Genomic DNA, 19214 nt, shown 5'->3' with positions numbered 1-19214 from the left:
AGTGAAGACCTTTTAGTCTAACACTCTGATTCTATTGATTCGGTCCCTTCAAAATCGGCTCAATCGGCGAAGACGGGCTAAGTGCGCAGCGGACCAGAATTCTGCACCGTTGCGGCGCTTTGACGTCACGGCATGGATCCAGGGGTCTGCGCTGCGTCGCCACGCTCCTTGCTCCGCCCCAGGATGACGAAGCCATCCGAGGGGCTTCGGCCAACCTCAACCGGTTGCGACAGCCCATTCGGTGAACTTCAGGCCTTCGGCTACTTGCTTGCCTTGGCCCGTTCGATCGCCTCGACGATCATCTTCTTGGCGTAGGCGGCGTCGTGCCAACCCTCGATCTTGACCCATTTGCCGGGTTCGAGATCCTTGTAGTGCTCGAAGAAATGCTGCACCTGTTGGCGGGTGATGTCGGGCAGGTGCGTGTATTCGGTGACGTTCTCGTAGCGCAGCGTCAGCTTGGGCGAAGGCACCGCGATGATCTTTTCGTCGAGGCCGGAATTGTCCTCCATCACCAGCACGCCGATCGGCCGCACATTGATGACGCAGCCCGGCACCAGCGCGCGCGTGTTGCAGACCAGTACGTCTATCGGGTCGCCGTCACCCGACAGCGTGTGCGGCACGAAGCCGTAATTGCCGGGATAGCGCATCGAGGTGTGCAGGAAGCGGTCGACGAACAGCGTGCCGGCCTCCTTGTCCATCTCGTACTTGATCGGCTCGCCGCCGATCGGCACCTCGATGATGACGTTGATGTCCTCCGGCGGGTTCTTTCCGATGGCGATGGCTTCGATACGCATGGCTTTTATCCCTCTTTCGATTGGAGACCGATAGCGGGCAGCGGCGCATGGTGCAATGCGGCGAATGGTACTGAAAGCAGCTGACGGTGTTAGCGAGAAGCGTGTCGAGCCGTCATTCCCAGACGAAGGCGACCTTCTTCAGAGCCTTCTGCTCAAAAACCTCGACGCCCTCGGCGACATCGCGGCCGCCGGCGCCGGCATAGAAGGTGAGCGCGCTCTGGTTGTCTTCCAGCGCCCACACGACCATACCTTTCAGGCCGTGGTCCGCCAGCCGCGCCCGTGCGGCTGAGAATAGCCGGCTGCCGAGCCCGATGCCCTGATATTCCGGGCGCACGTAAAGTTCGTAGATCTCGCCCTGCTGCTTGAGCTCGCGGGCGCGGTTCCTGCCGATCGTGGCGTAGCCGGCGACCTTGCCGCCGATCTCGACGACCAGAACTGTGGCGGCACGACGGATAGCGTTCGCCCACCAGTCGGCGCCGCGGCGGTTGATCATCGATGTCAGCGTGCGATGCGGGATGATGCCGGAGTAGGCGCCGCGCCAGGCCAGCAGATGCACGTCGGCGATGGCGCTTGCGTCGCGCGGCTCGGCTTTCCTGATGTCGATGCTCAGCGTCTTCATGATTGGTTAACCATAAACCCGCATCGCCCGATTGCAAGAGTCCGGTCAGCGGCTCCCAAGCTTTCGCACAGACGATAGACGTGCCTGCGACACGAAAGAGCCTGTCTGAAAACGCGCTCCGCCGAGGCGAATGGCGCGGGTTTCGAGAACCGAAGCGCAGCGGACATTAGAGCGCCGCGCGTCCAATTGGACGCGCATAGGACGCTCTAACGCTTTTTAATTGCGCATGATCCTTTCCGGAACCGATTTCGGCTTCCGGGGTCATGCGCTAAGTCCGCGAGCATCGGAAGCGCAGAAAATCGCGTCAGTCGTGCGGCAGAGTAGCGTTTGCAGGCAGGCTCTTAGATTTCGACCAGATGGTCGTCTAGCTCGTTGCTGTCGCCGGAAGAAACCGGGAAATGCTCGGCCAGCACCGCACCCGTCGCTTCGATCGCCTTGATGAAGCCGTCGGCGAGACGATCATCGCTTGCATGCGCGGTAAGGTCGCGGACGATGCCGTCCCAGACATGCTGGCCGACACGACTGTCGATGCCGCTGTCGGCGATCACTTCGGCGTAGTGCTCGGCAATGGAGACGAAGACCAGCACGCCGGTGCGCGCCGCGGTGCGATGGACGTTGCGGGCGAGGAACTGTTTTAGCGCATTGGCGTGCGCGGCCAGGTAGCGCAGCCGCCTCGGCACCAGGTGGATGCGCAATCCGGGCAGCGCCCACAACAGCACAAGCATCGAGGCCATCGCCAGAAGCTGGGCAATGACGAAATGCGGCAAGCGGATCGACAGCCACCACGCTTCCAGCCCGTAACTCACGGCGAGGCTGACGACGAGCATCGCCAGCGTGGCCATGAAGGCGGCCGGAAAGAAATAGCCGTCGCTGGCATAGGCAACCACGCAGTAGATTTCGCCGTCGGTCTTTGATTCGGCGACGCGGATCGCTTTGGCGATGCGGTCATGGTCCTCGCGGCTGATCGGTCGAGTTGCCATGTTGTGTCTCACCAGCTTCCTGAAGAACCGCCGCCACCGGACGAGCCGCCGCCGCCCGAAAACCCGCCACCGCCTGAGCCTCCTCCGCCCGACGACCAGCCTCCCCCGCCGGAACTTCCCGACCAGCCGCCAGATGATTGCCGGCCCGGCTCGAACGTCATGCCCAGCCAGCGATAACGGCCAGGGCCGATCTTCCGGCCGAAGATCGGCGGCAGGATGGAGGCGGCGATGCTGCCGAAGAAGATGATCGCCCAGATGCTTATGAAGATCGCAAAGAACAGATCGTCGGTGTTGAATGGCGGCTGCTGGTTGCGGGTCCCGCGCGCTTCCAGCTCTTCCGGATTGCCTTCCAGCACCATGACCATGTCGTCGACAGCCTTGGCTATGCCGCCGGAGAAATCGCCGGCGCGGAAGGCCGGCACCATGTCGTTTTCGATGATCAGGCTGGTGTGCAGGTCGGTCAGCGTGCCTTCCAGCCCGTAGCCGACCTCGATGCGCATCTTGCGGTCGTTGCTGGCGACCAGCAAAAGCACGCCATTGTCCTCGCCGGCCTGGCCGAGCCCCCAGGCGCGGAACAGCCGGTTGGCGTAGGGCTCGATCTCCTCGCCGTCGAGGCTAGGAAGCGTCGCGACGACGATCTGGTCAGAGCTCTTGGCCTCGAAATCGGCAAGCTTCCGGGTCAGCGCCGCCTCGGTCGCGGCATCGATGATACCGGCATTGTCGACAACCCGCCCGGTCAGGGCAGGCAATTCGGCGGCAAGTGTGGCGAGCGGGAAGAAGAGAAGGCTTAGGGCGATGAACAGGAATGCCAGGCTGGCGTTCCGTGCAAGGCTGATAGGGACCACGCTCACCAGCTGCTCGTCACCCGCCCTGCTGCGTGCCGAAATCGACCTTCGGCGTCTGCATCTTGTCCTCCTCGATGGTGAAATTGGCGAACGGCTGATTGTCGCGGAACCACAGGGTCGCCCAAATCACCGACGGGAAGGTCCTCAGCGTCAGATTATACTCCCGCACCGCTTCGATATAGTCGCGGCGGGCGACCGAGATGCGGTTCTCGGTGCCTTCGAGCTGCGCCTGCAGCGCCAGAAAATTCTGGTTGGCCTTGAGGTCGGGATAATTCTCCACCACTGCCAGCAACCGCGACAGCGCGCTGGTCAGGCCAGCTTGACTGTCCTGGAATCTCTTGACCGCTTCCGGATCGCTCAGCGTGTCGGGCGTCACCGTCACCTGCGTCGCCTTGGCACGCGCCTCGACCACGGCATCGAGCGTATCCTTCTCATGCGCCGCATAACCCTTGACCGTCTCGACCAGGTTGGGAATGAGATCGGCGCGGCGCTGGTACTGGTTAAGCACCTGGCTCCATGCGGCCTTGGCGTTTTCCTCCGCCGTCGGGATGGTGTTGTAGCCGCAGCCGGCCAGCAGCGGCAGCACGATCGCCATCATCAGCAAGGCAGGCAGATTGCGGAAGACGAAAGGGGAAGAAAGGGCAAGCATGGAAAGATCCCTCGATAAGACTGACAGGCGAAGCATTACCACAATCCGTGCGCGAGAACATGACCTCCGGGGGGACCTTACTGGTGCTTTATCATTCACTGCCAGGCCCTGTAATTGGCCGGGCGAACAGGTTAAAGTCGCCGCGAAAACAGGGCATCGCCATGGCGGAACGCCAGGACAGCGACGACGAATCGCGCCGCATCATCGAGCGCGTGGCAAGTGAAACCGACCCGGCCTCGTTCATTGCGCGGACCGCCAAGGGCGCGCGCGATCACGTCACTGCTGCAGACGCCGACCGGGCGGACCCGATCGAATATTGGGGCACGCGCATTGGCCGGGCGCTGGGGCTCATTATCGCCATTGGCCTGTTGATCTGGCTCGTGGTTTTCGTCAGCCAAAGTTAGGAACCTCGTGAGCACCGAAGAACACGACGCGCCGCGCGCGGTCATCGTCATTTCCAGCCATGTCGCGCGCGGCTCGGTCGGCAACCGCGCCGCGGTCTTTGCGCTGGAGACGCTGGGCTTTCCGGTGTGGGCGGTGCCGACCGTCATCCTGCCCTGGCATCCGGGCCATGGGCGGGCGACGCGCATCGTGCCGCCGCTCGATCAATTCAAGGCGCTGATGGCCGATCTCGAGCGCGCGCCATGGCTGGGCGAGGTCGGCGCGGTGCTGTCCGGCTACCTCGGCGAAGGCGGCCAGGCCGACGCCGTCGCCTCGCTGGTCGGCGCGGTCAAGGCGAAGACGCCGGACGCCGTCTATATCTGCGATCCGGTGATGGGCGATTCGGGCGGGCTCTTTGTGCCGGAGACCACCGCCATTGCCATGCGCGACCGGCTGATGCCGATCGCCGACATCGCCACGCCCAATCGCTACGAGCTGGAATGGATGGCGGAAGCGCCGCTGCCCGACCTGAAAGCGGTGATGGCGGCCGCCCTTCATGCCGGGCCGTCGACCATGCTGGTCACTTCCGCGCCAGCGATGATGGCCGGCGGCACCGGCAATCTGCTGCTCAACGGCAACCAGGCGCTGCTCGCCGAACATCGCCTCATCGACAAGCCGCCCAATGGGCTCGGCGACCTGACGGCGGCCGTCTATCTGGCGCGCATCCTGTCCGGCCAGCCGGCGATCAAGGCACTGCAGTCGACCACGGCGGCGGTCTACGAGATCCTGGCGCGCACCGCCAAGCGCGGCGGCGACGAGTTGCAGCTCGAAACCGACGCACAGAGCCTGTCGCACCCGATGGCGATGGTGCAGCTTCGCCATCTCCTGCATCCGGGGCGGGACAAAAGAGCGTGACTGTCGTCGGCGTCGATGGCTGCAAGGCCGGCTGGATCGCCGTTCGCCGCGATCCGGGCGCAGCACCCTCGGTAGCCGTTTTTCCAAGCTTCGCAGCACTGCTCGACGCATTGCCGGCCGATGCGACAGTCGCCGTCGACATGCCGATCGGCCTGCCCGATGTTTCGCAAAAGGGCGGCCGCGGGCCCGAAGCGCTGGTGCGGCCGATGCTCGGCAACAGGCAATCCAGTGTCTTTGCCATCCCCTCGCGTGCGGCGCTTTACGCGCATACGGATGGCTTCACCACGATCGAGGCCTGGCATGCCGCGCATCGCCAGGCAAGCGAAGTGGCCAAGGCGACGTCCGATCCGCCGCGCGGCGTCTCGATCCAGGCTTTTGGCATCTTTGCCAAGATCCGCGAGATCGATGCCGTGCTGATCGCGCGTCCCGAACTGCGCGGCCGCGTCTTCGAATCGCATCCGGAAGTCGCCTTCTGCCGGCTGAACGACGATCAGGCGATGCGCCTGCCGAAGAAGATCAAGGGCGCCGTCAACCCGGCTGGCATGGCGGAACGCAAGGCGCTGCTTTGCCGGCACGGTTATGTCAGGGGCTTTCTCGACCGGACGCCGCCGCCAGGCGCTGCTGCCGACGACTTTCTCGACGCCGCAGCGATGATGCTGATCGCCGGCCGCATCGCCAACGGCGAGGCAAGGCCGTTTCCGGATCCGCCGCTCGCCGACCGTTTTGGCATTTCTGTCGCCACTTGGGCATGAATTTCTTCGCCCCGTCTATCGGCGAGACAATCGCATTGGGCGGAGGCCCCCTTCTCCCCGCTGGGGAGAAGAGGCTGGCACCGGCGCCTGCGAGCTCTTCTCCCCTCGGGGAGAAGGTGGCCGTAGCGAAGCGGAGGCCGGATGAGGGGGCCTTCCAGCATGGCAATTGCAGCCATCCGCGATTCAGCATTGCTCGCGACCGGCTTTTGCCGTTAGAGCCTTCCTGACCTAAAAGAGCTGCCGCCTAACCCCGAAAGGCTCCAGACATCGCCGATGCCTCATCTCCCTGACCATCTGCTCACCGGCTATCGCAATTTCATGAACGGCCGCTATCTCGCCGAAAGCGGACGCTATCGCTCGCTTGCTCGCGAGGGCCAGGCCCCCGAAACGATGATCATTGCTTGCTGCGACTCCCGCGCGGCTCCCGAGGCGATCTTCGACGCTGGCCCCGGCGAACTCTTCGTGCTGCGCAATGTCGGCAATCTAGTGCCGCCCTATGCGCCCGACGACCAGTTCCACTCGACCTCGGCGGCGCTCGAGTTCGCCGTGCAGAGCCTCAAGGTCAAAAACATCGTGGTGATGGGCCATGGCCGCTGCGGCGGCATCCGCGCCGCACTCGACCCCGCGGCAGTGCCCCTGTCGCCCGGCGACTTCATCGGCAAGTGGATGAGCCTGATTGCGCCGGCGGCCGAGACCGTGTCGTCCAGCACCTTCATGACGGCGACCGAGCGGCAGACCGCGCTCGAGCGCATCTCGATCCGCTATTCGATCGCCAATCTCAGGACCTTCCCCTGCGTCTCGATCCTGGAAGGCAAGGGACGGCTGTCGCTGCACGGCGCCTGGTTCGACATCTCGACCGGCGAGCTCTGGGTGATGAACAAGGACACCGGCGACTTCGAGCGGCCGGAGATGACGTAGGAGGGTTGCATGGCATGCCGTTCGATCGCTTTGGCCGCAGCGGCGCTGCTGTTTTCAGCCATATCCGCCCACGCCGATGACGGCGCGCTCATCGGCCGCTGGTATGCGGCGCTGCTGGTCGCCGATCGCACCGAATTGTCGGACCTGCTTGCCGACGACGTCCGGATAAAACTCGACGATCTCGGCGTCGTCCAGACCAAGCAGGAATTCATCGCCTCCATCGACGACTGGGAGGGCGCTGTCGCCGGGGCTGAAATCCGGCATCGGATCGAGAAGACCGAAGGCGGCGTCACCACTGTGATCGCCTGTTATGATTTCCCCAACAACGACGTGCTTATGCAGGAAACCTTCGCGATCGCCGACAACCGCATCACTGCCAGCTCGCAGGCGGCGATCGCGGAAAACTGCGACAGCTACTGACCAGCCGCGATATTGCGTGCGGCAAGGCCGCGCCTTACATCGGTGACGATCCGCCTCATCCCGCCACTCAGCGAAAGCCCCCTCACCAAACGAGAGATTGCCCATGCCGTCCGCCGTCGACCTCGCCGCCCATCCGCTGACCACCTGGCACGGGCCGCTCGGCCTGCCCGATTTCACCCGCATCGGCGACAGCGATTTTTCTCCGGTGTTCGATGCGGCATTGGAGGTGCATGAGGCCGAGATCGAGACGATAGCGGGCAATACCGAGACCCCGACCATCGAGAATACGCTTGCAGCACTCGAGCTTGGCGGCGAGGCGCTCGACCATGTCTCGTCGATCTTCTGGTGCCGGGCCGGCGCCCACACCAACGAGGCGATCCAGGCGCTGGAGCGCGACATCTCGCCAAAGATGTCCAGGCATTTCTCGGCGATCTCGATGAACGAGAGGCTGTTTGCCCGCATCGACGATCTCTACCAGCGCCGCGACGCCCTGAAGCTCGATGCTGAAACGCTGCGGGTGCTGGAAAAGACCTGGAAAAATTTCGTCCGCTCCGGCGCCAAGCTCGACGCCGAGGGCAAGAAACGGCTGGCGGCGATCAATGAGGAGCTGTCGTCGCTCGGCACGATTTTCGGCCAGAACCTGCTTGCCGACGAGCGCGACTGGGCGCTGTTCCTCGACGCGACCGACCTTGCCGGCCTGCCGGAATTCCTGAAAAGCGCGATGGCCGAGGCCGCCGAGATGCGCGGCCAGAAGGGCCGCTATGCCGTCACCCTGTCGCGCTCGATCTACGAGCCGTTCTCGACCTTCTCCGAGCGCCGCGACCTGCGCGAGATCGCCTTCCGCGCCTTCACCATGCGCGGCCAGAATGGCGGCGCCACCGACAACACCGCCGTGGTGCGCGACATGCTGCGTCTGCGCGCCGAAAAGGCGAAGCTGCTCGGCTACGCTTCCTACGCCGCGCTGAAGCTTGACGACACCATGGCAAAGACGCCGGAGGCGGTGCATAAGCTGCTCGACCCGGTCTGGGACAAGGCGGTGGAGAAGGCCGCAAGCGACCAGATCGAGTTGCAGCGGCTGGCGGCCGAGGCCGGCAGCAACGAAGAATTTGCCGCCTGGGACTGGCGCTTCTATCAGGAGAAGCTGCGCGCCGAGAAATTCGCCTTCGACGAGGCCGAGCTGAAGCCCTATCTGCAGCTCGACCGCATCATCGACGCCTGTTTCGACGTGGCGACAAAATTGTTCGGCATCCGCTTCGAGGAGAAGCAAGGCATTGCCACCTGGCACCCGGACGCGCGCGCTTTCGTGGTGAAAAATGCCGACGGCAGCGAGCGCGGGCTGTTCCTGGCCGACTATTTCGCGCGGCCCTCAAAGCGCTCCGGCGCCTGGATGAGCGCGCTGAAATCCGGCTACAAGCTTGGCGATGGTTCCAGGCCGGTCATCTACAACATCATGAATTTCGCCAAGCCGCCGGAGGGCGAGGCAGCACTTTTGTCGGTCGATGAGGCCAAAACCCTGTTCCACGAATTCGGTCATGCGCTGCATGGCATGCTGACCGAAGTCACCTGGCCGTCGGTCGCGGGCACCTCGGTCAGCCGCGATTTCGTCGAACTGCCCTCGCAACTCTACGAGCACTGGCTGACGGTGCCGGCGGTGCTGGAAAACCATGCGCTGCACGTGAAGACCGGCAAACCGATGCCGAAGGCGCTGGTCGACAAGATGCTGGCGGCGCGCACCTTCGGCGCCGGCTTCGCCACGGTCGAGTTCACCGCCTCGGCACTGGTCGACATGGCCTACCACGCGCGGCCGGATGCGCCGGACGAGCCGCTTCGTTTCGAAGCCGAAACGCTCGAGAAGCTCAACATGCCCGACACCATCGCCATGCGCCACCGCACCCCGCATTTCGGCCACATCTTTGCCGGCGACGGCTATTCGGCCGGGTACTATTCCTACATGTGGTCGGAGGTGCTCGACGCCGACGCCTTCGCCGCCTTCGAGGAGACGGGCGACCCGTTCAATCCGGCGCTGGCCGAGCGGCTCAGGAAAAACATCTATGCCGCCGGCGGCTCCAAGGATCCGGAAGAGCTCTACACCGCCTTCCGCGGCAAGATGCCGTCGCCCGAAGCGATGATGGCCAAGCGCGGGCTGGTGTAGCGCGAGGGCCAACGGACCAATCGTCAAGCTCGGCGGGCGATGTCTGATCAAAGCGCCCGCAGTGGGCCACGTTAACGCGGCGCGCTTGGGCCGCCACCCAGTGCCTCGATGCATCTCGCCAGCGCCGCCGGGTCGCCGCGGACGCGTAGCGTCTTCAGCCGGGCCGTGCCGCCGGCGGCGACCGAGACGGCCGATCGCGGCACTCCCAGCGCCTTGGCGACCAGCCGTTCGAGCGCTTGATTGGCGGCGCCGTTTTCCGGCACGGCGCGGACGCGCGCCTTCAGGTAGCTTCGCCCGTCTGCCGAGATCTCGATGCCTTCGAGCCTGTCCATCGCCGCTTTCGGCGTCAGCCGGACGAACAGGTCGATGCCGTCGTTACGCGGGTGAAACGGTCCGGTCATGGATCCGCCGTCAGACGACCAGCGGCGCCACCGTGGTGAGCAGGAATTGCCGCAGGAAGAACAGGATCAAAAGCAGGATGATCGGCGAAATATCGATGCCGCCGAGATCGGGCAGGAAGCGGCGGATCGGCCGCAGCGCCGGCTCGGTCAGCCGGAACAGCATGTTGCTGACGCTATCGACGAACTGGTTGCGCGAGTTGACGACGTTGAAGGCGTAGAGCCAGGAGAAAATCGCCGAAGCGATGATGATCCACCAATAAATGTCAAGCGCCAGGACAATGGTCTGAATGAGGGCTATCATGCCGGTCTCCGATTGTTGCCGACATGTAGCCATTGCGGGCGAAGGCGGCAAGAGCCAGCTTCCACAGCACGCCCGGCCGGTGACTGGCCGTGCGGTTTTGGACAAAACGCCGTCTTGACAGGAAACCGCAGCGCCCGATAAATGCGCCCATTCCGCTGGACGGGGCTGTAGCTCAGCTGGGAGAGCGCGTCGTTCGCAATGACGAGGTCAGGAGTTCGATCCTCCTCAGCTCCACCAGCGGAAATTTATCGAGTAAAATCAAGAAGATAGATGTCCCGGCGCACCCCGAACGCGCACTGGCGGGCTTTGAGCTTGGGGCTTTAAACCTGGCCATCAAGCCATTCCCTCAGATCGGGATCCTCGTGACCTTCAGGGATTGGCGGTCTCGTTCTGACGTACCAGATCACGCCAAATCCAACTGCCGCCCACGCGCCAGCAACCACGAATGTGATGATGTCCGTCACTTCAAACCCCTAAGCCCAGCCCACATTTAGCTCGACCGAAATCGCCCCACAAGAGCTAAATCAGGTCGTTGCCGGAGTGGGCTGGCGCCCCGTCTGGGCCCGTCTGGGGGAGTCATGCCGTTGTCAGATGCCCAAATCAGCCGCATCTTTGCAGCGGCCGAACGCCAATCTGCATTTTCTCACATGGCATGGTCGGCGCCTCGCAGGCTCGCTCGCCGCATCGACAATGGCCTCGACATCGCTTCGAGCGCATGGTTGATCTGCTGACGTCCATATCTGTGAAAATTGGAAACCTTGTTCCGGGAGGAGGAATGGAGGTTCGGTTGGAAGGCAAGGTGGTGCTGGTCACCGGTGCGACGCAAGGCATTGGCAGGGCGATCGCCGAGGCGCTGGTGCGTTCTGGTGCCGGCGGCCTGCTGGTCACCGGCCGCGAGCCCATGCGTGGCAGCGAAGTGGCGACGTCGCTCTCCCAGGCCGGCACGCCAACCGCATTCGTCGCCGCCGATCTGGCAGATACCACGGCGCCGGCGCGGCTGATTGACGAATGTATCAGTCGCTTCGGACGTATCGATGCCTTGGTCAACGCCGCCGGCCTGACCAACCGCGCCTCATTCCTCGATGCCGATTTTGACGACTGGGCGGCGCTGTTCGCCGTCAATGCGCGGGCGCCGTTCTTTCTGATGCAGGCGGCCATCAGGCAGATGCGCAAGCAAGGTCAGGGCGGCGCCATCGTCAACATCCTGTCGATCAACGCGCATTGCGGCTCGCCCGAACTCGCCGTCTATTCGGCCACCAAGGGCGCACTCGCGACGCTGACCCGCAACGCCGCCAACGCGCACCGTTTCGACCGCATCCGAGTCAACGGTATCAATGTCGGCTGGACCGACACGCCGGCCGAACGCATCATGCAGGCCGAGACGCTGGGGCATGGTCCGGGCTGGATCGACGCCGCCAATGCATCGCAGCCTTTCGGGCGCCTGCTGGCGACCGACGAGGTGGCCAACCTCGCCGTCTTCCTGCTCTCCGACGCCTCCGGGCCGATGACCGGCGCGCTGATCGACCAGGAGCAATGGGTCGTCGGGGCGAACCGGTGACGGCTTTCACATCGCCCGAAACGCCAGGTCCGGCACTGCTTAGCCGGCTTCCCGCCTTGCAAAAGCCGTCCTGCGACCGGACGGCCGCTGGCCGCCGGGCATCGCCCAGATCGGCGTCGGCGTCTTCCGCCGCTGCTTTGCCGGCGGCGCGGGAATGGCCTGGCGGACCGGATCGCCGCCAATGATGATTTCCCACGATGGCTTGCTCTGCGACGATCCGATGGCGTTCGTCAGACAGGTTTTCGCATTGCCGGCGGCCACACGGTTGAAGCGGCCCGCACAATCGGCATAGTAGGCCGGTCGTGAACCACGGGAGGGCCACATGAAGCTCGGACTGCTCACCGCACCGTTTGCCGACACCCCGCTTGGCGAGGTCGCCGACTGGGCAAGTTCTGCCGGCTTCGAGGCGCTCGAGATCGCCTGCTGGCCGAAATCCCCGGGTGCGGCCCGGCGCTATGCCGGCACCAGCCATGTCGACGCCGCCTCGACCTCGGCCTCGCAGGCCAAGGAAATCACCGCAGCACTGGCGGAAGAGAACCTGTCGATCTCCGGCCTCGGCTTTTATCCCAATCCGCTGCATCCCGATGCCGCCCACCGCAAGGCCGTCATCGATCATTTGAAGAAGCTGATCGTGCTGGCAAGCCATATGGGCGTGCCTGTCGTCAACACCTTCTGCGGCGGCGACGCTGCAAAAACCATCGACGCCAACTGGCAAGAGGCAATCAAGGTCTGGCCCGCTATCATCGCCCATGCGCGCGACAACGGCGTCAAGCTGGCCTTTGAGAACTGCCCGATGATCTTCAGCTATGACGAATGGCCGGGCGGCCACAACATCGCCTATTCGCCCCATATCTGGCGCCGCATCCTCGAGGCGTGGGGCGGCGACGTCGGCATGAATTTCGACCCGTCGCACCTGGTCTGGCAGATGGTCGACCAGGCCCGCTTCATCAGGGAATTCGGCCCGTACATGCTGCATGTCCATGCCAAGGACCTGATGATCGATCATGATGGACTTTACGAGCGCGGCATCCTCTCGGCCGGCATGGGCTGGCAGGTGCCATGCATGCCGGGGCTTGGCGATGTCGACTGGAATGTGATCTTCTCCGGCCTCTACCGCGCCGGCTACGACGGACCGATCATCATCGAGCACGAGGACCGGCGATTTGAGGGGAGCGACGACGAGGTCAAGCGCGGCTTTCTGCTCGCCCGCGACGTGCTGCGCCCCTTCGTGAAATGAGCCCCATTTTCGAACTGAACTGAAAACCCCCTTTTTCGTACTGAACTGAAAACAATGTGGAGGAAGACTGAAATGACAAATTTTTTGGCAATGGTCCCGCTGCTTGCCGGCGCGGCGTTTCTGGCTTCGGTGGGCGTCTCGTCGGCTGAAGCCAAATACACGATCGGCGTCTCCAACACGGTGCAGGGCAATGGCTGGCGCGAGGAGATGATCTGCGCCATCAAGGCGCAGGCGCTTGCCTCCGGCGAGGTCACCAAGCTCAACATCGCCCATCGCAACACCGACGCCGCCGGCCAGCTCGAGGACATCCGCAACCTGATCAGCGCCAAGGTCAACGCCATCGTCGTCAACCCGGCCGATCCGGCCGGCATCAAGTCAGCGCTCGAGGAAGCCACCAAGGCCGGCATCGTCGTCGTCGCCGTCGACCAGGCGGTCACCGAGCCTTCGGCCTACATCATCTCCAACAACCAGGAACAGTACGCCTATCTCGGCGCCAAATGGCTGTTCCAGCAGATCGGCGGCAAGGGCGACGTCGTCTATATGCGTGGCGCCGCCGGCGCCTCGGCCGACAGCGACCGCGACAAGGGTTTTAAGAAGGCGCTTGCCGAATTCCCCGACGTCAAGGTCGTGCACGAGGTCTTCACCGGCTGGCAGCAGGATCAGGGCAAGCAGCAGATCCTCGATTTCATCGCCACCGGTTCGCCGTTCAACGGCATCTGGACCTCGGGCATCGACAATGTGATCGTCGACGCGCTGGTCGAGTCGCAGACGCCGCTGGTGCCGGTGGTCGGCGCCGACAATGCCGGCTTCGTCGGCCAGCTGAATTCGGTCGAAGGCCTCGTCGGCGCGGCGGTGACAAATCCCGGCTCGATCGGCGGCGCCGGCGTGACCTTGGCGCTTCAGATCCTGAACGGCAAGAAGCCGGCGGAGCAGACCGTGCTGGTCGAGCCGCAGCTGTGGGAGAACGCCACCGCGGAGGGCAAGGCCAAGCTGAAAAGCGTCGCCGATCCATCACTAAGCCCGGAATGGCCGGTCTCGATCTCCATCCCGGAGTGGACCACCTACACCAAGGAGCAGATCATCGCCTGCAAGGGCCCGGGCGAGTAATTCGCTGGCTTGAGTTGACTGGCGCTCTACGGCGCCCCCCTCTGTCCTGCCGGACATCTCCCCCACGAGGGGGGAGATTGGCTGTCACCTCGGCTTTCGCCAATTTTCAAGGTTGCAAGACGAGGGCCAGCGCCACAATTGCCCATTCTCCCCCCTTGAGGGGGAGATGTCCGGCAGGACAGAGGGGGGCGCCGTAGAGCGCCAGCAATAGAGTTTCGGGAACGAGAGCATCGCGATTTGACCGCCAACCCCCTCCTGGACGCCACCGGCATCGTGAAGACCTACGGCGCCGTGGTGGCGTTGCGGAACGCGTCGCTGTCGGTTCTGCCGGGCGAGGTACACGCCCTGATGGGCGCCAATGGCGCCGGCAAATCGACGCTGGTCAAAATCCTGACCGGCGCCATCCGCGCCGATGCCGGGCATATCCTGATCCGCGGCGAGACGCGCGACGTGCGCTCGCCCGCCGATGCGCGCCGCGCCGGCCTGCTTCCCGTCTACCAGGAACCGTCGCTGATCCCCGATCTCGACGTCGCCTCCAACCTTCGCCTGACCGGCACGCCGGTCGAGCCGTTCCGCGCCTGGGTGCGCGAACTCGGCATTCCCGACCTCGACATACGCGACGTCGCGCGCGACATCCCGCTTGCCGTGCTGCGTGTGCTCGATCTGGCGCGCGCGCTGGCGGTCGAGCCCGACGTTCTGCTGCTCGACGAGATGACCGCAGCATTGCCGGCAAACCTTGCCGAAAAAGTGCTTGAGGTCGTTCGACGCCAGGGCGACAGCGGCCGTTCGGTGATCTTCATTTCCCACCGTTTTGTCGAGATATCGGCGCTTTGCGACCGTGCCACTGTGCTTCGCGACGGCGAGACCGTCGGCGTCGTCGACATCGAGCCGGGCGTCGAGGAGCGCATCGTCGAGATGATGCTCGGCGCAAAGATCGAGAAAACGCGAGTGGCGTCGCGCCAGGCGAGCCAGCCCGCTTCGCCTGGGGATAGCCGTCCGCGCCTTGGCGTGGCGAACCTTCGTGTCGGCACCAAGCTCAACGACGTCTCGTTCGACCTGGCGAACGGCGAGGTCGCGGGCGTGGTCGCGCTTGAGGGGCAAGGACAGGACGAGCTATTTGCCGCGCTCGCCGGCTCCATCCGGCCGTCCGGCGGCACCATCGAAGTCGACGGACAGCCGGTGAAATTCGCACATCCGGCGGATGCGATCCGCGCCGGCATCGCCTATGTGCCCGGCGACCGCACCGAAGCGCTGACCATGCAGCGCTCGGTGCGCGAAAACATCGCGCTCCCGTTCAGCGCCGCCTTGCGCAACTGGGGACCGATCAACATGGCGCAGGAACGCTCAAGGGTTGTCAATGCGATCGAGCGTCTGCAGATCGACACGCGCGCCCAGCGCGAGGTGCAGCGCCTGTCCGGCGGCAACCAGCAGAAGGTGACGATCGCCCGCTGGATCGCCGCTCAAGCACAGACCATACTCTGCTTCGACCCGACGCGCGGCATCGATGTCGGCACCAAGCAGGAGATTTATAAGCTGCTGCGCGAACTCGCCGACCAGGGCAAGTCGGTGCTGTTCTATACATCCGAGCTCGAGGAGGTGCAGCGTGTCTGCGATCGCGTCATCGTCATCTTTGGGGGACGCGTCGTCGATGTCTTCCCCGTCGAACTCGCCGACGAGCCGGCACTGATGCGCGCCGCCTATGGCTTGCCGCGCGGCGCCAAGGTGGACGTCGGCATTCTTGCCGATATCCACTCGAGCCCGGTGGCGAAACCTTGACCCGCCTCGTCCGCCGTCAGGGCTGGGTCGCCGGTCTGCTTGTCCTGTTCGTGGTCCTGCTGGTGATCACCAGGCTCATCCAGCCGGGCTATGGCAGCGGCGATTTCGGCTCGCTGGTGCGCGCGGTGCTGCCTTACGCCTTTGCCGTGGCCGCCCAGACGATTGTCGTCATCGCCGGCGGCATCGATCTTTCCGTCGGCGCCATGATGGCGCTGACCAGCGTCACCGCCGCCTCGATGATGGACGGCGCCAGCGAGGAATACGCGCTTTTTGTCGTTCCGTTCGTGCTGGCGATGGGGCTGGTGCTGGGCGCCGTCAACGGCATGCTGATCGTCGTCACTCGCGTGCCCGATATCGTCGTCACGCTGGCCACCCTGTTCGTCCTGCAGGGCGCGGCGCTGTTGGTCCTCGGTGCGCCCGGCGGCGCGGTGGCCGAATGGCTAAGGGCGACCATCGTCGGCACCGTCTCGATCCCGGGCTTGCCAGAAATCTCTGCCTGGATACCGAAGGCGCTGGTGCTTCTTGTCGTCTGCCTTTGCATCATCTGGATACCGCTCAAGCGCTCAAAACTCGGCCTGTCGATCTACGCCATCGGCAGCAGCGAGCTCGCGGCGTTTCGCAGCGGCGTGCCGGTCGCGCGCACCAGGATCATCGCCTATTCCCTGTCGGGGCTTTTCGCTGCCATGGGCGGGCTTGCCCTGACCATGAGCACAGGCATCGGCGCCCCCATTCCCGGCCCCTATCTTCTCGCCAGCGTGGCGGCGGTCGTGCTCGGCGGCGTAGCACTTGGCGGCGGCAAGGGCGGCCTGCTAGGCCCGATCGTCGCGGTCTTCGTGCTGCGGCTGGTGCGCACCGACCTGACGCTGCTCGCCATCGACCCCAATGTCACCGCAATCATCGAGGGCGCGATCATGGTCGCCGTCGTCATGTTCGGCGCCTTCATCACCATGCGGAGCCGGCAATCATGAGCAATGGCGTGACAGTGGTTTATGGAGTCGGCGCTCCACGGCACCCCCCTCTGTCCTGCCCTCTTTGCCACCACTTGGCGTCTCCCCCACGTGGGGGGAGATTGGACGGCGCGACGGTTTTCGCCAATTGTCGGCGTTCCAAGAATAAGCGAGGCGCCGAAGCTGCCAATCTCCCCACCCGTGGGGGAGATGTCCGGCAGGACAGAGGGGGGTGCCGTAGAGCGTCATCCTCTCCCGGCATCGCGCAAAACCAATCGCGAGCAATCCCATGAGCATAACCGCGATCCAACCTACCCCCTTCGGCCGCCGGCTCAAGCGTTTCATGGCCGACCGGCCGCTGATTCCCCTGATCATCCTGCTCGTCATCCTGGTGGTGGTCCTGCAGATCCTGCGCCCCGGCATCGTCAACGAGCGCTGGCTCGCCAACACGGTCAAGTTCGCCATACCGCTGGCGATTCTGGCCGGCTGCCAGACCATGACCATGCTGACCGGCGGCATCGATCTGTCGGTCGGAACCGTGGCGACGATGAGCGCCTTCATCATGGCGACGCAGGTCGTCAATCATGACCCGGCGGTGGCGATTCTCATCGCATTGGTGCCGGCGGTGTTGATCGGCCTGGTCAACGGCATCGGCGTCGGCGTCTTTCGCGTGCACCCGCTGATCATGACGCTCGGCACCAGCCTGATCGGCACCGGCTGCCTGCAGGTCTACCAGCGCACCGTCATCGCTTCGGGCGCCAAGATTCCGCCCTTCCTGGCCTGGCTCGGCACCGGCCTCACCTATGGCGTGCCCAACGCGCTGCTGCTGTTCGTGCCCATCGCCGTCGTCATCGTCTTCACCTTGAACCGCACCGGCTTTGGCCGCCTGCTTTACGCAGTCGGCGACAATGAAGGGGCGGCACGCCTGTCCGGCGTCCGCTACTGGCAGGTCATAACAGCCCTCTACATGATCTCGAGCGTGCTCGCCGGCATTACCGGGCTGCTCTATATCGGCCTGATCAAGGCGCCGTCGCTGTCGCTGGCCGAACCGCTGGTGCTGCCCTCGGTGGCAGCCGCGGTGATCGGCGGAACCTCGATCTTCGGCGGCCGCGGCGGCTACACCGGCACCATCATCGGAGCCCTGATCCTCACCGTGCTGACGACGCTGCTGACCATCCTGCAGATGCCAGAAGGCGCGCGGCGGATACTGTTCGGGCTGATCGTGCTGTTTGTGACGGCGGCTTATCTGCGGATTATTGAGGATCGGTAGCGGAGGATTGACGCGAGCAGCTGCTTTGACCCGAAGCAGACTCTCGCAAACGGAGCCGTGCATGACAGCTTTGCGCCCCGATGTCGGGCATTGTGATCAGAATTGCCGCTTCCTGAGAGCCGACATCCCAAGCGACCACGCTGAGGGTCGTGGTTGCCGGGAGCAGTCATTCGGTGGAAGCTGGATAAATGTCCGCTTTGCGCCGCCAATTACGGACTTCCGCTGACGCCGGCCCGCTGTCAGGACGACCTGCTCGTGGGCGGTGGCGTAGAAGGAACCAACACCTTCCGGTTTTCCGCCACGGCCGGAGAGGGCGATTTCCCTACGCTTGCGGATTTGGTGGCGCGCTTCGATGGCGCCGCGCTCGACACGAATAATGATTTCGGGTCCGGGGCGACGCGGGGTGACCGGGAGCGTGGAGATCACGCTGGCGGGATCGCGTTGCTCGGCGCCGATGACCTTTTCATCATCACGTGACCGACGCCCGCGCCCATCTGTTGCACGTTGCGGCTGGCAGGCGCAAAATGGCGGCGACATGGCGAGCCAAGGGCGCGCAGCCGCCACTCGAGCTTCGGAGACAGACCATGGACTGGACCAAGGGACGCGGCCGGCAGATCCTGATTGCGGGTGCGGTGGGGGCCTTCGCCCTCCTGCTCGGCATGGAGGCGGTGAGGGAGGATGAGGTGGTGACCCTCACCGAGCTGTTGACGGAAGCGGCGGGCATTGCACTTCTCGTAGGCTGCTCGGCCTGCGTTGCGCTCCTGTCCTCGCGCCTGCGGGAGCAGGAAGCGGAAAGCTTCGACATGCGCGATGAGATTGCGCGAATCCGTGAGCGCGACACGCAGTGGCGGGCCGGCCTGGATGACCATTTCCAGGAACTCGGCGCCGCCATCCAGCGCCAGTTTGCGGCTTGGGGTTGCACCCAGGCGGAGCAGGAGGTCGGGCTCCTGCTGCTCAAGGGCTTCAGCCACAAGGAGATCGCGCGAATCCGGGGAGCAAGTGAAGCGACCATTCGCCAGCAAGCGACTGCGCTCTACCACAAGGCTGAGCTCTCGGGCCGAGCGGCGCTCTCTGCCTATTTCCTCGAGGAGTTGCTTCTGCCGCCGGTGCCGTCGAACTCCTTGGGGGATCGCAACGGCCTTGCTCGTCCCGAGATGTCGAGCCGGCCAGCCGCATCGCGCCGGGCGTAGCG

At 64.4% G+C, this 19214-nt stretch carries 22 protein-coding genes and 1 tRNA gene; 15 read left to right on the top strand and 8 right to left on the bottom strand.

The window, feature by feature from the left end; genetic code table 11:
- Window positions 1–260: 260 nt before the first annotated feature.
- From ppa to AC0L16_RS24780, 5 genes are all read right to left on the bottom strand, one after another.
- A complete protein-coding gene (gene ppa, locus AC0L16_RS24800) occupies window positions 261–794 on the bottom strand; it encodes an inorganic diphosphatase (RefSeq protein WP_023800478.1) in 534 nt (177 codons plus the stop codon).
- A gap of 112 nt (window positions 795–906) precedes the next feature.
- Entirely contained in the window at window positions 907–1413 is a 507-nt protein-coding gene (locus AC0L16_RS24795; protein WP_292206886.1) for a GNAT family N-acetyltransferase, read from the bottom strand.
- A 341-nt stretch (window positions 1414–1754) separates the two neighbouring features.
- Window positions 1755–2393: a TPM domain-containing protein gene (locus AC0L16_RS24790; RefSeq protein ID WP_473623867.1), complete on the bottom strand. Its 639-nt coding sequence runs from the start codon at window positions 2391–2393 to the stop codon at window positions 1755–1757.
- 8 nt (window positions 2394–2401) lie between these two features.
- Complete coding sequence (locus AC0L16_RS24785; RefSeq protein ID WP_473623866.1) at window positions 2402–3244, bottom strand: TPM domain-containing protein; 843 nt, start codon at window positions 3242–3244, stop codon at window positions 2402–2404.
- 10 nt (window positions 3245–3254) lie between these two features.
- Window positions 3255–3887 (bottom strand): LemA family protein, encoded by a 633-nt coding sequence (locus AC0L16_RS24780; RefSeq protein ID WP_473623865.1) that lies wholly within the window; start codon window positions 3885–3887, stop codon window positions 3255–3257.
- A gap of 161 nt (window positions 3888–4048) precedes the next feature.
- Here AC0L16_RS24780 and AC0L16_RS24775 point away from each other — a divergent pair, with 161 nt between their 5' ends.
- From AC0L16_RS24775 to AC0L16_RS24750, 6 genes are all read left to right on the top strand, one after another.
- Window positions 4049–4291, top strand: coding sequence for a hypothetical protein (locus AC0L16_RS24775; RefSeq protein WP_473623863.1), 243 nt, complete (start codon window positions 4049–4051; stop codon window positions 4289–4291).
- Window positions 4292–4298: 7 nt separating this feature from the next.
- Window positions 4299–5183 carry a pyridoxal kinase PdxY gene (gene pdxY / locus AC0L16_RS24770; protein ID WP_473623862.1) on the top strand — a complete coding sequence of 295 codons (885 nt, stop codon included), beginning with the start codon at window positions 4299–4301 and terminating at the stop codon, window positions 5181–5183.
- Entirely contained in the window at window positions 5180–5935 is a 756-nt protein-coding gene (locus tag AC0L16_RS24765; protein ID WP_473623860.1) for a DUF429 domain-containing protein, read from the top strand. The genes pdxY and AC0L16_RS24765 overlap by 4 nt, the downstream gene beginning before the upstream one ends.
- A gap of 273 nt (window positions 5936–6208) precedes the next feature.
- Complete coding sequence (locus AC0L16_RS24760) at window positions 6209–6853, top strand: carbonic anhydrase (RefSeq protein WP_473623858.1); 645 nt, start codon at window positions 6209–6211, stop codon at window positions 6851–6853.
- 9 nt (window positions 6854–6862) lie between these two features.
- Complete coding sequence (locus AC0L16_RS24755) at window positions 6863–7273, top strand: nuclear transport factor 2 family protein (protein ID WP_473623857.1); 411 nt, start codon at window positions 6863–6865, stop codon at window positions 7271–7273.
- A gap of 97 nt (window positions 7274–7370) precedes the next feature.
- A complete protein-coding gene (locus AC0L16_RS24750) occupies window positions 7371–9425 on the top strand; it encodes a M3 family metallopeptidase (RefSeq protein WP_473623856.1) in 2055 nt (684 codons plus the stop codon).
- A gap of 71 nt (window positions 9426–9496) precedes the next feature.
- Here AC0L16_RS24750 and AC0L16_RS24745 read toward each other — a convergent pair whose 3' ends face one another.
- Complete coding sequence (locus AC0L16_RS24745) at window positions 9497–9826, bottom strand: DUF167 family protein (protein WP_473623854.1); 330 nt, start codon at window positions 9824–9826, stop codon at window positions 9497–9499.
- A 10-nt stretch (window positions 9827–9836) separates the two neighbouring features.
- On the bottom strand, window positions 9837–10127 hold the full coding sequence (locus tag AC0L16_RS24740) for a YggT family protein (RefSeq protein WP_023800489.1): 291 nt from the start codon (window positions 10125–10127) through the stop codon (window positions 9837–9839).
- Between the two features lie 161 nt (window positions 10128–10288).
- On the opposite strand from AC0L16_RS24740, the gene AC0L16_RS24735 reads away from it, so the two are divergent.
- Window positions 10289–10364: transfer RNA gene (locus AC0L16_RS24735), tRNA-Ala, on the top strand.
- A 538-nt stretch (window positions 10365–10902) separates the two neighbouring features.
- Window positions 10903–11685, top strand: coding sequence for an SDR family oxidoreductase (locus tag AC0L16_RS24730; RefSeq protein WP_473623853.1), 783 nt, complete (start codon window positions 10903–10905; stop codon window positions 11683–11685).
- 39 nt (window positions 11686–11724) lie between these two features.
- Here the strand turns inward: AC0L16_RS24730 and AC0L16_RS24725 are convergent, their stop codons facing one another.
- Entirely contained in the window at window positions 11725–12009 is a 285-nt protein-coding gene (locus tag AC0L16_RS24725; protein ID WP_473623851.1) for a hypothetical protein, read from the bottom strand.
- Between AC0L16_RS24725 and AC0L16_RS24720 the strand changes: the two genes are divergently transcribed.
- From AC0L16_RS24720 to AC0L16_RS24690, 7 genes are all read left to right on the top strand, one after another.
- Entirely contained in the window at window positions 12008–12922 is a 915-nt protein-coding gene (locus tag AC0L16_RS24720; RefSeq protein WP_473623850.1) for a sugar phosphate isomerase/epimerase family protein, read from the top strand. The two genes, AC0L16_RS24725 and AC0L16_RS24720, sit on opposite strands and share 2 nt — an antisense overlap.
- Before the next feature lie 72 nt (window positions 12923–12994).
- A complete protein-coding gene (locus tag AC0L16_RS24715; protein ID WP_473623849.1) occupies window positions 12995–14029 on the top strand; it encodes an ABC transporter substrate-binding protein in 1035 nt (344 codons plus the stop codon).
- 237 nt (window positions 14030–14266) lie between these two features.
- Complete coding sequence (locus AC0L16_RS24710) at window positions 14267–15805, top strand: sugar ABC transporter ATP-binding protein (RefSeq protein ID WP_473623847.1); 1539 nt, start codon at window positions 14267–14269, stop codon at window positions 15803–15805.
- Entirely contained in the window at window positions 15802–16773 is a 972-nt protein-coding gene (locus AC0L16_RS24705) for an ABC transporter permease (RefSeq protein ID WP_473623846.1), read from the top strand. The genes AC0L16_RS24710 and AC0L16_RS24705 overlap by 4 nt, the downstream gene beginning before the upstream one ends.
- Window positions 16774–17041: 268 nt before the next feature.
- Window positions 17042–18022 (top strand): ABC transporter permease, encoded by a 981-nt coding sequence (locus tag AC0L16_RS24700; protein WP_473623844.1) that lies wholly within the window; start codon window positions 17042–17044, stop codon window positions 18020–18022.
- A gap of 153 nt (window positions 18023–18175) precedes the next feature.
- Window positions 18176–18499: a hypothetical protein gene (locus tag AC0L16_RS24695; protein ID WP_473623843.1), complete on the top strand. Its 324-nt coding sequence runs from the start codon at window positions 18176–18178 to the stop codon at window positions 18497–18499.
- A 107-nt stretch (window positions 18500–18606) separates the two neighbouring features.
- Complete coding sequence (locus AC0L16_RS24690; RefSeq protein ID WP_473623841.1) at window positions 18607–19212, top strand: helix-turn-helix transcriptional regulator; 606 nt, start codon at window positions 18607–18609, stop codon at window positions 19210–19212.
- Window positions 19213–19214: the final 2 nt, after the last annotated feature.

This window comes from Mesorhizobium sp. WSM4848, from assembly GCF_055811375.1.
The sequence above is the reverse complement of the archived record's forward strand: the minus strand, read 5'-3'. Positions and strand labels throughout refer to the sequence as shown.